This is a genomic window from Pseudomonas lalkuanensis (assembly GCF_008807375.1).
Taxonomy (GTDB): domain Bacteria; phylum Pseudomonadota; class Gammaproteobacteria; order Pseudomonadales; family Pseudomonadaceae; genus Metapseudomonas; species Metapseudomonas lalkuanensis.
In genome coordinates this window covers 4,746,252-4,759,494 of the sequence record NZ_CP043311.1, presented here as the reverse complement: position 1 = coordinate 4,759,494, position 13,243 = coordinate 4,746,252, and the positions used below count along the sequence as shown (strand labels likewise).

Genomic DNA, 13,243 nt, shown 5'->3' with positions numbered 1-13,243 from the left:
CAGGCGGTTTTTCATACGAAACCGGGGGTAGGGCCAGCGAATTGCGGGCCGGCGCGAATCCTACCCCGGCGCCCAACAGCTGTATAGATTGCAACCAGACGGGGGAGCCGGATGGCCGCCCCGCCAGATGGTTTGTTTGCCTTTGGCGCCAGAAGTTCTCCTGATGTGGCGAAATGCCGCCTGGGGTGGGGCGGGTATCGCTTCAGAGCGCCCTCAACAGAATGCGCTCGCTGATCTCCAGGTCAAGGTCGCGCCGTTCGCTCAGGGCGGTCATGCCGTGCCGCTCCAGTTGCGCCAGGACCTGGGGGATCACGTCGGCATCCAGACCGTGTTCGGACAGGCGGGTGGGTACTCCCATGCGTTTGAAGAAATCGCGAGTGGCCTGGATGGCGGAGTCGATGCGCTGTTCTTCGTCACCTTCCTTCAGGCCCCAGACGCGGGAGGCGTATTGCAGCAGCTTCTCGCGCTTGACCTGGCGGCGTTCGGCCAGCAGTGCCGGCAGTACCACGGCCAGGGTCTGGGCGTGGTCGATGTGGTAGAGCGCGGTCAGCTCGTGACCGATCATGTGGGTCGACCAGTCCTGGGGAACGCCGCAGCCGAGCAGGCCGTTCAGCGCCTGGGTAGCGCACCACATCAGGTTGGCGCGCACGGCGTAGTCATCAGGATTGGCCAGCGCCTTGGGGCCTTCTTCTATCAGGGTCAGCAGCAGGCCTTCGGCGTAGCGGTCCTGCAAGGGCGCGTCGGCTGGGTAGGTCAGGTATTGCTCGATGGTATGGACGAACGCATCCACCACGCCGTTGCCGATCTGCCTGGGCGGCAGGCTGAAGGTGGTGCGCGGGTCGAGGATGGCGAAACGCGGATAGAGCAGGGCGCTGGAGAAGGGCAGCTTCTCCTGGCGAGCGACATGGGTCACCACGCCGTGGGGGTTGCTCTCCGAACCGGTGGCGGCCAGGGTCAGCACGCAGCCCATGGGCAGGGCGGCGGTGATCCGCTTGCCGCTGAGCAGGTCCAGCGGATCGCCTTCGTAGCAGGCCGCGGCGGCGATGAACTTGCTGCCGTCGATCACCGAGCCGCCGCCGACAGCGACGATGAAGTCGCAGCTTTCGGCCTTGGCCAGCTCGGCGGCCCTGACCAGGGTATCGAACTGCGGATTGGCCTCGATGCCGCCGAAACGGACCAGCTGATACCCGGCCAGGGCTTCCTCCACCTGCTGCCAGACGCCGTTCTGGAAGATGCTGCCGCCGCCGTGAGTCACCAGGACCCGGCTGCCGGCCGGCACATCCCGCCCCAGCTTGCTGATCTGGCCTTCGCCGAAATGGATGCGGGTGGGGTTGTAGAAGGTGAAGTTGCGCATGACCGGCTCCGTTGTTGTTATCGGCCGACTATAGCCCTGGCGGACCGGGCCCGGATCTATGGGCCACCATTCAGCGCCAGTGGACTTGGGCCGAAGGAGAGCGCTTCCTATAATGCGCGCCCGCCCGAAGGTTGGCGATGGGAGTGATCGGTATGAATACAGACGAGCGTTTCGGTGGCATTGCCCGGCTTTACGGCCTGGACGGGCTCGCCCGGTTGCAGGCGGCCCATGTGGCGGTGGTCGGCATCGGCGGCGTGGGCTCCTGGGCGGCGGAGGCCCTGGCGCGCTCCGGGGTCGGCGAGATCTCCCTGTTCGACCTGGACGATGTCTGCATCACCAATACCAACCGCCAGGTGCATGCCATCGAAGGCGCCGTGGGCAAGGCCAAGGTGGAGGTGATGGCCGAGCGCATTCGCGCCATCAATCCGGCCTGTGTGGTTCATGCCGTAGCCGACTTCGTGACCCGCGAAACCATGGCCGAGTACATCACCCCCGAGCTGGATGCTGTCATCGACTGCATCGACAGCGTGGCGGCCAAGGCGGCACTGATCGCCTGGTGCAAGCGGCGCAAGATCCAGATCGTCACCACGGGCGGTGCCGGTGGCCAGGTGGACCCGGCCCAGATCCAGGTCGCCGACCTGAACAAGACCTTCAACGACCCCCTCGCGGCCAAGGTGCGTTCCACCCTGCGCCGTGACTACAACTTCTCCCGCACGCCTGGGCGCAGCTACAGCGTGCCCTGCGTGTTCTCGACGGAGCAGTTGCGCTACCCGAAGCCAGATGGTTCGGTGTGCCAGCAGAAGAGTTTCGTCGGCGAAGGCGTAAAGCTGGACTGCGCCGGCGGATTCGGTGCGGTGATGATGGTGACCGCCACCTTCGGCATGGTGGCGGCGGCGCGGATCGTGGATAAGCTGGTGGCCGGCGCGCGCAGGCCGTCGGAGCGCCAGGCAGGCTAGGGACGGCTGCGCCGTCCTTTCGCGAATGAATTCGCTCCCACTGGATTAGCTCCCTCTCCCCCATGGAGAGGGTCGGGGTGAGGGAGCCCGCCACATTTCGAAGTTCAATGTCACCGGCCTTCGACGGTCAGGCGAATGAATTCGACCCTACAGGCTCAGTTCACGCATCTTCTTGAGCACGGCATTCAGGCCATTGCTGCGCGATGGCGACAGTTGCCGACCCAATCCCAGCTGCTTGAACCAGTCCGCCAGGTCGATTCCAGCCAGGTCACTGCCTTCCAGCCCGTCGACACGGGCCAGCAGGACCGCCAGCAGGCCACGGATCAACCGCGCGTCGCTGCCCGCGCGGAAATGCCAGTGCTCGCCCAGGCGCTCCGCAACCAGCCAGACCTGGCTTTCGCAGCCGTGGACCCGGTTGGCATCGCTGCGTTCGGCATCGCTCAGGGGTTCCAGGCGTTCGCCCCATTGCATCAGCAGGCGCGCGCGCTGTTCCCAGCCACCGGCTGCGGTGAAGGCGTCGAGCGCCTCCTGTGCCTTGGCGGGGACGCTCATCGCAATAGCTCCAGGGCTTTGTCCAGGGCACCGAAGAAGCGCTCCAGGTCATTGCCGTCGCTATAGAGGCCGAGGGATACGCGGATGGCGCCTTGCAGGCCGAGACGGTGCATCAGCGGCATGGCGCAGTGGTGGCCGGCGCGCACGGCGATGCCCTGTTCGGTCAGCAGGTGCGCAAGGTCGGCGTTATGCACTCCCTCGATGCTGAAACTGGCCAGCGCCAGTTCGGGGGCGCCCAGCAGGCGCACGCCATCTCGCGCAGCCAGCCCGGCCAGCAGCTTGGCGTGCAGGGCTGCCTCGTGGCCGGCGATGGCGGCAGCGTCCAGGTTGCCCAGGTAGTCCAGCGCGGCGCCCAGTCCGATCACCGAGGCGATGGCCGGGGTGCCGGCCTCGAAGCCCAAGGGGGCACCGTGGAAGTCGGCGCTCTGGTAGGCCGCGGTGTGGACCATCTCGCCGCCGAACTGCCAGTGCCTGAGACGCGCCAGTGCCTCGCTGCGGCCGTAGAGCACGCCGACGCCGTCCGGGCCGTAGAGCTTGTGGCTGGAGAACGCATAGAAGTCGCAGCCCATCGCCTGTACGTCATGGCGGCCATGGACCGCGCCCTGGGCACCGTCGACCACGGTAATGGCGCCCTGGCTGCGGGCCAGGGGCAGCAATTCGGTCAACGGCTGCCAGCGACCGAGGACGTTGGACAGCTGGCTCACCGCCAGCAGGCGGGTACGCGGGCCGATCAGCCGGCGCGCCTGTTCCAGGTCGATCAGGCCGCGATCATCCAGCGGCAGTACCACCAGCTTGAGTTGGCGACGCAGGGCCAACTGCTGCCAGGGCAGCAGGTTGGCGTGGTGTTCCAGGGCGCTGATGGCGATTTCGTCGCCGGCCTGGAACAGGTGTTCGAGTCCGTAGGCCAGCAGGTTGATGGCCTCGGTGGTGCCGCGGGTGAAGAGGATTTCCGCCGGGCTTGCAGCATTGAGCCACTGTGCCGCCCGCGTCCGTGTCCCTTCGAAGGCGCGTGTGGCGCGCTCGCCCGGCAGATGCTGGGCGCGATGCACATTGGCTGCGCCGCTGGCGTAGTAGCCGAGCAGGGCGTCGAGCACGGCCTGCGGTTTCTGCGAGGTAGCGGCGCTGTCGAGGTAGGTCTGACCCTCGGCTTCGAGGGCCGAAAGGGCGGGGAAGTCGGAGCGCCAGGGGGAGTTCAGGGACATTGCTGCGGCACACGGAAATGGAAGCGTTGCGAGTTAAGGCCGGTTCGAACGCGAACAGGCCCGGATGCACGGTCTACTGAGTGTAAACGAGCGTCCGGGCCTGGTCGGAAACTGTCCCGAAGCCGGGGCTTCGGGACCCTGGTTCAGTTATGAGCGTGCAGGGCTTCGTTGAGTTCGATGGCCGTCTTGTTGGTCTTGCACTCGACGGCGCCGTTCTGCGAGTTGCGGCGGAACAGCAGGTCGGCCTGGCCGGCCAGGTCGCGGGCCTTGACCACTTTCACCAGCTGGTTCTGGTCGTCCAGCAGCGCAACCTTGGTGCCGGCGGTGATGTACAGCCCGGCCTCGACTATGTTGCGGTCGCCCAGCGGGATGCCGATGCCGGCGTTGGCGCCGATCAGGCAGCCTTCGCCCACGGAGATGACGATGTTGCCGCCGCCGGACAGGGTGCCCATGGTGGAGCAACCGCCGCCGAGGTCCGAGCCCTTGCCGACGAAGACGCCCGCGGAGACGCGGCCTTCGATCATGCCAGGGCCTTCGGTGCCGCCGTTGAAGTTGATGAAGCCTTCGTGCATCACGGTGGTGCCTTCACCCACGTAGGCGCCCAGGCGCACGCGGGCGGTGTCGGCGATACGCACGCCGGCCGGGACCACGTAGTCGGTCATTTTCGGGAACTTGTCCACGGAGAAGACTTCCAGCAGCTCGCCCTTCAGGCGCGCTTCCAGCTGACGCTCGGCCAGTTCGGACAGGTCGATGGCACCCTGGCTGGTCCAGGCAACGTTGGGCAGCAGCGGGAAGATGCCGGTCAGGTTCAGGCCGTGCGGCTTGGCCAGGCGGTGGGACAGCAGGTGCAGCTTGAGGTAGGCCTCGGGGGTGGAGGTCAGCGCGGCGTCTTCGGCCAGCAGGGTGGCGACCAGCGGCTTGTGGCTTTCGGCCAGGCGGGTCAGCAGGGCGGCCTGGGCGCCGTCGATGTCCTTAAGGGCGGTGGCCAGCTGTGCGGCCTGGGCATTGCTGATGGTGATGGCCTGGTTGCCGGCGCTGTAGCCGACTACCGGAGCGACGGCGGCGACCAGTTGTTCGGACGGCTTGAGCAGGGGCTGGGCGTAGAAGACTTCCAGCCAGTTGCCCTGGCGGTTCTGGGTGCCGACACCGAAGGCGATGCTGAAGAGAGCGTTGGACATGGGGATTCCTCTTGCTGAAGGTGTTGATCAGGCGGGGCGGCGGCTGAGCAGGAGGCCCAGCCCGGCGCTGCCCAGCAGGACAGCGCAGCCACGGTTGAACAGGCGCCGGGCGCGAGCACCGGCGAGCAGGCGGCCGAGGTGCAGGCCGGCCAGGGCGTAAAGCAGGATGGCCAGCCATTCCAGGGCCAGGAAGGCCAGGCCAAGGGCCAGGAATTGCGGACCGACCGCCTGCTGCGGATTGACGAACTGCGGCAGGAAGGCGGTGAAGATCAGGATTGCCTTGGGATTGCCCGCCGCAACCCAGAACTCCTGGCGCGACAGTTTCCACAAGGACAGGCGGGCTGCCTCGCCCTGTTCGGCGAGGTTGGCGCCTGGTGCGCGCCAGAGCTGGAAGGCCAGCCAGAACAGATAGCCGGCCCCCAGCAGCTTGATGGCCAGGAACAGTGTGGCCGAAGCCTGCAGCACCAGGGCCAGCCCGGAGGCGGCGAGGGCGATCATCCCGGCGAAGGCCAGCAGCCGGCCGGCACCGGCCAGGCAGGCAGGGCGCAGTCCCTGGCGCGCCGCGTTATGCAGCGACAGCAGATTGTTCGGCCCCGGCGCCATGTTCAGCGCGAAGCAGGCCGGGATGAAAAGCGCCCAGGCGATATCCATGGTTACTTGAACGCGGCGGCGTAGAGGTCCGGCTTGAAGCCGACCAGGGTGCGGTCGCCCAGGTCCAGCACCGGACGCTTGATCATCGACGGCTGGGCCAGCATCAGGGCGACAGCCTTGTCCTGGTCCAGGTCGGCCTTCTGCGCGTCTTCCAGCTTGCGGAAGGTGGTGCCGGCACGGTTCAGGACGGTTTCCCAGCCATGCTCGGCGCACCATTTCTCCAGGCTGGCGCGGTCGATGGCTGATGCCTTGTAGTCATGGAAGCTGTAGGTCACGCCCTGCTCTTCGAGCCAGGTGCGGGCCTTCTTCATGGTGTCGCAGGCCTTGATGCCGTAGAGGGTGATGCTCATGGTGTCTTTCCTTCGAATCTCACAGGCCCTTGATGAAGTGGCGGATGCGTTCGCCGGCTTCCACGCATTCGGCCAGCGGGGCCACCAGGGCCATGCGCACGCGGCCGGCGCCGGGGTTGAAGCCGTCGACGGCGCGCGACAGGTAGGAGCCGGGGACCACGGTGACGTGCTCGCGGGCGAACAGTTCACGGGTGAAGGTTTCGTCGTCCACCGGGGTCTTCGCCCAGAGGTAGAAGCCACCGTCTGGACGCTGCACATCCAGCACCGGGCCAAGGATATCCAGCATGGCGTCGAATTTCTCGCGGTACATGGCGCGGTTGGCGCGCACGTGGACTTCGTCGTTCCAGGCCGCGACGCTGGCCAGCTGGGTCTGCACCGGCATGGCGCAGCCGTGGTAGGTGCGGTACAGCAGGAAGGACTTGAGGATGGCGGCGTCGCCAGCGACGAAGCCGGAGCGCAGGCCCGGCAGGTTGGAACGCTTGGACAGGCTGTGGAACACCACGCAGCGCTTGAAGTCCGAGCGGCCCAGTTCGGCGCAGGCGGTGAGCAGCCCGGCGGGCGGGTTCTGTTCGTCGAAGTACAGCTCGCTGTAGCACTCGTCGGCGGCGATGACGAAGTCGTGCTCATCGGCCAGGGCGATCAGTTTCTTCAGCGTCTCCACCGGGATCAGCGCACCCGTGGGGTTGCCCGGAGAGCAGAGGAAGAGAATCTGGCAGCGCTGCCAGACGTCCGCCGGCACGGCGTCGAAGTCCGGGTTGAAACCGTTCTGCGCCAGGCATGGCAGGTAATGGGGCTCGGCGCCGGCCAGCAGGGCCGCACCTTCGTAGATCTGGTAGAAGGGGTTCGGGCTGACCACCAGACCGTTGTCGGCACGGTTCACCACCGCCTGGGTAAAGGCGAACAGCGCCTCGCGGGTGCCGTTCACCGGCAGCACGTGGCGGGCGGCGTCCAGCCAGCCGGCGGGCACCTTGAAGCGGCCCTCGCACCACTGGGCGATGGCTTCGCGCAGGGCCGGGATGCCCAGGGTGGTGGGGTAGACCGCCAGTTGATCGAGACTGGCCGTCAGCGCTTCGGCGACGAAGGCCGGGGAGCGGTGCTTGGGCTCGCCGATGGACAGGGCGATGGCCTTCTTTTCCGCCGGCGGCTGGGCGCCGGCCAGCAGGGCGCGGAGTTTCTCGAAGGGGTAGGGCTGCAGCTGGTTCAGGGCGTCATTCATGGTTGTAGGGCGTCAACAGGGAGGTCGTGGGTCAAACGGTGCAATCCGGCCTGCGGCCTTATTGCACCCTACGGGTTCAAATGCTTATCCGTGTCGGGTCGAGGCTCTTGCCGTTGGCGTCGGACAGCTGGGAGACGATGGCCTCCTGCAGCCGGAGACAGAGTTCGGGGTCGGAGAGCGGCTGGTTGTTGGCGTCGGTGACGAAGAACACGTCTTCCACCCGCTCGCCGAGGGTGGCGATCTTGGCGTTCTGCAGCGACAGGTCGAACTCCAGGAAGATGCGCCCGATGCGCGCCAGCAGGCCGGGGCGGTCGGGGGCGATCAGTTCGAGGATGGTCACCGGGCGCTGGGCGTCGTTGGAGATGGTCACCTGCGGCGGGAAGGCGAAGTGCTTGAGCTGGCGCGGTACGCGGCGCTGGATGATGGCCGGGTACTCGTCCGGGTTCTTCAGGGCGTCGATCAGGCCTTCGCGGATCTCGCGGATACGCGCCGGGTTCTCGCCAATCCGCCCGCCGTCGGCATCGAGCACGATGTAGGTGTCGAGGGTGAACTGGCTGGTGGAGGTGATGATCCGTGCGTCGTGGATGTTCAGGTTGAGCTGCGACATGGCAGCCACGGTCACGGCGAAGAAGTCGTGCTGGTCCGGCGCGTAGATGAAGATCTGGGTGGCGCCTTCGAACTCGCGCTGGGCGGTTTCCTTGATCAGCACCAGGGGGTCGTTGCCGGCCGGGTGCTGGAGGATCGCCTCGGTGTGCCAGGCCACGTCGTTGGCGGTGTGGCGCAGGAAGTAGTCGTCGCCCAGCTGGCTCCAGAGCTGCTCGGCCTCGTCCTGGTCGATACCGTTGCGCACCAGGATGTCGATGGCGGCGGTCTGCGTCTGGCGGATCTGCTCTTCACGGTCCAGCGGGTTTTCCAGGCCGCGGCGCAGGGCGCGCTTGGTCTCGGTGTAGAGCTGGCGCAGCAGGCTGGCGCGCCAGGAGTTCCACAGGCTCGGGTTGGTGGCGTTGATGTCGGCCACGGTGAGCACGTAGAGGTAGTCCAGCCGGGTCTGGTCGCCCACCAGGCGGGCGAAGTCGTAGATCACCTGTGGGTCGGAGAGGTCCTTGCGCTGGGCGGTGGTGGACATCACCAGGTGGTGCTGCACCAGCCAGGCCACCAGGCGCGAGTCCCATACCGGCAACTGGTGGCGGGCGCAGAAGACTTCCGCGTCCACGGCACCCAGTTCGGAGTGGTCGCCGCCGCGGCCCTTGCCGATGTCGTGATAGAGCCCGGCAAGGTAGATCAGCTCCGGCTTGGGCAGCTTGTCGATGAGCTTGCTGGCCAGGGGGAATTTCTCCGCCAGTTCCGGCCACTTCAGCTTGCGCAGGTGCTTGATCAGGTTGAGGGTGTGGGCGTCCACCGTATAGATGTGGAACAGGTCGTGCTGCATCTGCCCGATGATCTGGCCGAACTCCGGCAGGTAGAGGCCGAGGATGCCGTAGCGGTTCATCCGCCGCAGGTTGCGGTGGATGCCCTGGGTGGATTTGAACAGCTCGATGAACAGGCTGGTGTTGCGGATGTCCTTGCGGAAGTCGTCGTCGATCAGATGACGGCTGTCCCGCAGCAGGCGGATGGTGTCCGCGCGCACGCCCTTGATCTCCGGGTGCTGGGCCATCAGCACGAAGATTTCCAGCATGGCGAAGGGGGTGCGCTTGAAGACGTTCGGGTGGGTCACCTCGATATAGCCGTCGCGCAGCTGGAATCGGCTGTTCAACGGCTGCGCCTGACCCGTCTCGCCAGCGCGCAGGATGACTTCCTCGAAGTGCTGGTTGATCAGGTCGCTGAGTTCGGAAACCCCCATCACCACCCGGTAGTACTTCTGCATGAAGCGTTCGATACCGAGCTTGCCGTCACCGTCCTCGAAGCCGAGGAGGGAAGCGATCTTGCGCTGGTGATCGAACAGCAGGCGGTCTTCGGCGCGTCCGGCCAGCATGTGCAGGGCGTAGCGCACCTTCCAGAGGAATTCCTGGCTGGAGGCCAGCATGCTGCACTCGCTTTCCATCAGGAAGCCCTGCTGCACCAGACCGTGCAGGTTGAGGCTGCCGAACTGACGGCGGGCGACCCAGAGGATGGTCTGGATATCGCGCAGGCCACCCGGGGAACCCTTTACGTTGGGTTCCAGGTTGTATTCGGTGTCGTTGTACTTGGCGTGGCGCGCCTTCTGCTCGTTGCGCTTGGCGAGGAAGAAGTGCTTGCTCGGCCACATCTGCTCGGGGCTGGTGACCTCCAGCATGCGCTGGCGCAGGTGTTCGGGGCCGGAGATGGTGCGGCTTTCCATCAGGTTGGTGACCACCGTCAGGTCCGCCTGCGCCTCCTCGGCGCACTCGGCTACCGAGCGCACGCTCTGGCCCACTTCAAGGCCGATGTCCCAGAGCAGGGTGAGAAAGCCTTCGATGGGCTCGCGGAAGACTTCGTGGTCGGCGCTGTCCAGCAGGATCAGCAGGTCGATATCGGAGAAGGGGTGCAACTCGCCGCGCCCGTAACCGCCCACGGCCAGCAGGGCGATGTCGGCGTCCTCGCTCCAGCCGAAACGCTCCCAGGCCGCCCGCAGGATCTGGTCGACGAACCAGGCGCGGTCTTCCACCAGGCGACGGATGTCGCGGCCGTTGGCGAAACGGTTGTCGAGCACATCGCGGGCCTGGCGAATGGCCTTCTTGAAGGCAGCAATGGGGCTGGACTTCAAGGCCAGTTCCGCCTGGAACTGCCCGCGGTCGAACAACTCGGGATCCACCTGCGGCATGGGGCGGCGTTCCTTATAGAGGGTGGTTGATCAGGGCGATGTGCGCGACAGGGTGTCGTCGCTGCGCAGGGTCAGGATTTCATAGCCGTCGGCGGTCACCAGGACGGTGTGCTCCCACTGGGCGGAAAGCTTGCGATCCTTGGTGATGGCGGTCCAGCCGTCGCCCAGCAGGCGGGTTTCCGGGCGGCCCTGGTTGATCATCGGCTCGATGGTGAAGGTCATGCCTTCCTTGAGCTCCATGCCAGTGCCGGCGCGGCCGTAGTGCAGGACCTGGGGCTCTTCGTGGAACACGGCGCCAATGCCATGGCCGCAGTATTCACGGACCACCGAATAGCCAAGCTTCTCGGCGTGCTTCTGGATCACTTCGCCGATATCGCCCAGGCGTGCGCCCGGCTTCACCAGCTGGATGCCCTTGTACATGCACTCCTGGGTCACGCGGCAGAGCTTGTCGGCCCACTCCGGCGCCTTGCCCACCAGGAACATCTTGCTGGTGTCGCCGTGATAGCCGTCCTTGATGACGGTGACGTCGATATTGACGATGTCGCCATCCTTCAGCGGCTTCTCGTTGGGGATGCCATGGCATACCACGTGGTTGACCGAGGTGCAGATCGACTTGGGGAACCCCTTGTAGTTCAGGGGAGCGGGGATGGCCTGCTGCACGTTGACGATATAGTCATGGCAGATGCGGTCCAGCTCCTCGGTAGTCACGCCGGGTTTGACATGCTCGCCGATCATCTCCAGCACTTCGGCGGCCAGGCGGCCGGCAACGCGCATTTTCTCGATTTCTGCGGGCGTCTTGATGGTGACGGTCATATTGGCTCTCGGGCGCAAACGGAAAAGGCTTGATATTAACAGCTTCAAGCCGCAAGCCATAAGCGCAAGGGAGGAAAGCACCTGATTTGAGGCGTATCGTTGCAGTAGCTCTACCCGGCTTTTTGTGCTATAAAACGCGCCGCTTTACGGACGTGCTGTCCGGAAGCCTTTAACCCACACACGCATCGACACGATCTCCTGGGTGCCCGAAAGGGTTGGATATTGGGATGCGTGGAGGCCTAACCCGACTTATCGAGGAATAGAAATGTCCCAAGTCAACATGCGCGATATGCTGAAGGCCGGTGTGCACTTCGGCCACCAGACCCGTTACTGGAACCCGAAAATGGGCAAGTACATTTTCGGCGCGCGCAACAAGATCCACATCATCAACCTTGAAAAAACCCTGCCGATGTTCAACGACGCCCTGAGCTTCGTTGAGAAACTGGCTGCAGGCAAGAACAAGGTTCTGTTCGTCGGCACCAAGCGTTCCGCTGGCAAGATCGTTCGTGAAGAAGCTGCTCGTTGCGGCTCCCCGTACGTCGATCACCGCTGGCTCGGCGGCATGCTGACCAACTACAAGACCATCCGTCAGTCCATCAAGCGCCTGCGCGAGCTGGAAACCCAGTCCCAGGACGGCACCTTCGCCAAGCTGACCAAGAAAGAAGCCCTGATGCGCAGCCGCGACCTCGAGAAGCTCGAGCGCAGCCTGGGCGGTATCAAGGACATGGGCGGCCTGCCGGACGCTCTGTTCGTGATCGACGTTGATCACGAGCGCATCGCCATCACCGAAGCCAACAAGCTGGGCATCCCGGTTATCGGCGTTGTCGATACCAACAGCAGCCCTGAAGGCGTTGATTACGTCATCCCGGGCAACGACGACGCCATCCGCGCCGTTCAGCTGTACCTCTCCAGCGTTGCTGATGCTGTAATCCGCGGCCGTCAGAATGCCGTTGGCGGTCCTGACGAGTTCGTCGAAGAGGCTGCTTCCGAGGCCGCAGAAGGCTGAGTTGACAGCCGTCTAGCGTTACCCGGTGCGCAAGAAGGGGGCTAGGCCCCCTTTTTGCCACCTCCGAATTGTGAATGCCCGGTCTCCGGGCTGAATGGTTGAAAACCTATTCAAGAGGATTGCGACATGGCAGAGATTACTGCAGCCCTGGTTAAAGAACTGCGCGAGCGTACCGGCCTGGGCATGATGGATTGCAAGAAGGCCCTGACCGCCGCTGAAGGCGATATCGAGAAGGCCATCGACGACATGCGCGCCGCTGGCGCCATCAAGGCTGCCAAGAAGGCCGGCAACATCGCCGCCGAAGGTGCCATCGCTGTCAAGGTTGCTGACGACAACAAGGTTGCCGTCATCATCGAAGTCAACTCCCAGACCGACTTCCTGGCTCTGCAGGACGACTTCAAAGGCTTCGTTGCCGCTTCCCTGGAGCAGGCTTTCAACGAGAAGCTGACCGACGCCGCTCCGCTGGTCGAATCCCGCGAAGAGGCTCGTCTGGCCCTGGTTTCCAAGACTGGCGAAAACGTCAATATCCGTCGTCTGACCCGCGTTGAAGGCGACGTGGTTGGTGCCTACCTGCACGGCCACCGCATCGGCGTAGTCGTGAGCCTGAAGGGCGGCACCCCGGAGCTGGCCAAGGACATCGCCATGCACGTGGCTGCCAGCAACCCGCAGTTCCTGAACCCGAGCCAGGTTTCCGAAGAAGCCGTTGCCAAGGAAAAGGAAATCTTCCTGGCCCTGAACGCCGACAAGATCGCCGGCAAGCCGGAAAACATCGTCGAGAACATGGTCAAGGGCCGTATCGCCAAGTTCCTGGCCGAAGCCAGCCTGGTCGAGCAGCCGTTCGTCAAGGATCCGGAAGTCAAGGTCGGTGATCTGGCCAAGAAGGCCGGCGCCGAAATCGTTTCCTTCGTTCGTTACGAAGTAGGCGAAGGCATCGAGAAAGTCGAAGTCGACTTCGCTGCCGAAGTAGCTGCCCAGGTCGCCGCTACCAAGCAATAAGACGGCTTCGGCTGTCGCCCCGTAAGAGGCTGCCCGCTCACGCGTGCGGCCTCTTCGTCAAACTGGGGAGCCATTTCGGGGTGGTTCCAGCGGCGGGCCCGGTAGCCGGGCACCAATCGCCGTTTGCGTAGTCTCAGGACTCGCCAGTACACCGGGCCTCAAGGCCCATGAATTCAATAGCGCCGCAGGA

12 protein-coding genes are annotated in these 13,243 nt (G+C 64.9%); 3 read left to right on the top strand and 9 right to left on the bottom strand.

The features are described 5' to 3' along the window. Positions 1 to 202: 202 nt before the first annotated feature. Complete coding sequence (locus FXN65_RS21995) at positions 203 to 1,354, bottom strand: iron-containing alcohol dehydrogenase (protein WP_151136384.1); 1,152 nt, start codon at positions 1,352 to 1,354, stop codon at positions 203 to 205. Between the two features lie 152 nt (positions 1,355 to 1,506). On the opposite strand from FXN65_RS21995, the gene tcdA reads away from it, so the two are divergent. Next, positions 1,507 to 2,310 (top strand): tRNA cyclic N6-threonylcarbamoyladenosine(37) synthase TcdA, encoded by an 804-nt coding sequence (tcdA, locus tag FXN65_RS21990; RefSeq protein WP_151136382.1) that lies wholly within the window; start codon positions 1,507 to 1,509, stop codon positions 2,308 to 2,310. Positions 2,311 to 2,457: 147 nt separating this feature from the next. On the opposite strand, the gene FXN65_RS21985 is transcribed toward tcdA, so the two are convergent. From FXN65_RS21985 to map, 8 genes are all read right to left on the bottom strand, one after another. Next, a complete protein-coding gene (locus tag FXN65_RS21985; RefSeq protein WP_151136380.1) occupies positions 2,458 to 2,862 on the bottom strand; it encodes a SufE family protein in 405 nt (134 codons plus the stop codon). Next, positions 2,859 to 4,064 (bottom strand): aminotransferase class V-fold PLP-dependent enzyme, encoded by a 1,206-nt coding sequence (locus FXN65_RS21980; RefSeq protein WP_151136378.1) that lies wholly within the window; start codon positions 4,062 to 4,064, stop codon positions 2,859 to 2,861. The genes FXN65_RS21985 and FXN65_RS21980 overlap by 4 nt, the downstream gene beginning before the upstream one ends. A 143-nt stretch (positions 4,065 to 4,207) precedes the next feature. Continuing rightward, complete coding sequence (gene dapD / locus FXN65_RS21975) at positions 4,208 to 5,242, bottom strand: 2,3,4,5-tetrahydropyridine-2,6-dicarboxylate N-succinyltransferase (RefSeq protein WP_151136376.1); 1,035 nt, start codon at positions 5,240 to 5,242, stop codon at positions 4,208 to 4,210. A 27-nt stretch (positions 5,243 to 5,269) separates the two neighbouring features. Beyond that, complete coding sequence (locus FXN65_RS21970) at positions 5,270 to 5,893, bottom strand: LysE family translocator (protein WP_151136374.1); 624 nt, start codon at positions 5,891 to 5,893, stop codon at positions 5,270 to 5,272. A 2-nt stretch (positions 5,894 to 5,895) separates the two neighbouring features. Continuing rightward, positions 5,896 to 6,243: an ArsC family reductase gene (locus tag FXN65_RS21965; protein ID WP_151136372.1), complete on the bottom strand. Its 348-nt coding sequence runs from the start codon at positions 6,241 to 6,243 to the stop codon at positions 5,896 to 5,898. Between the two features lie 19 nt (positions 6,244 to 6,262). Beyond that, complete coding sequence (gene dapC, locus FXN65_RS21960; protein ID WP_151136370.1) at positions 6,263 to 7,459, bottom strand: succinyldiaminopimelate transaminase; 1,197 nt, start codon at positions 7,457 to 7,459, stop codon at positions 6,263 to 6,265. A 76-nt stretch (positions 7,460 to 7,535) separates the two neighbouring features. Further along, a complete protein-coding gene (locus FXN65_RS21955; RefSeq protein ID WP_151136368.1) occupies positions 7,536 to 10,238 on the bottom strand; it encodes a [protein-PII] uridylyltransferase in 2,703 nt (900 codons plus the stop codon). A 30-nt stretch (positions 10,239 to 10,268) separates the two neighbouring features. Further along, positions 10,269 to 11,051: a type I methionyl aminopeptidase gene (map, locus tag FXN65_RS21950; RefSeq protein WP_151136365.1), complete on the bottom strand. Its 783-nt coding sequence runs from the start codon at positions 11,049 to 11,051 to the stop codon at positions 10,269 to 10,271. Positions 11,052 to 11,316: 265 nt separating this feature from the next. Between map and rpsB the strand changes: the two genes are divergently transcribed. Both rpsB and tsf read left to right on the top strand, forming a co-directional pair. Continuing rightward, a complete protein-coding gene (gene rpsB / locus FXN65_RS21945; protein WP_151136363.1) occupies positions 11,317 to 12,057 on the top strand; it encodes a 30S ribosomal protein S2 in 741 nt (246 codons plus the stop codon). A 126-nt stretch (positions 12,058 to 12,183) separates the two neighbouring features. Then, positions 12,184 to 13,053, top strand: coding sequence for a translation elongation factor Ts (gene tsf, locus FXN65_RS21940; RefSeq protein WP_151136361.1), 870 nt, complete (start codon positions 12,184 to 12,186; stop codon positions 13,051 to 13,053). Positions 13,054 to 13,243 lie beyond the last annotated feature (190 nt).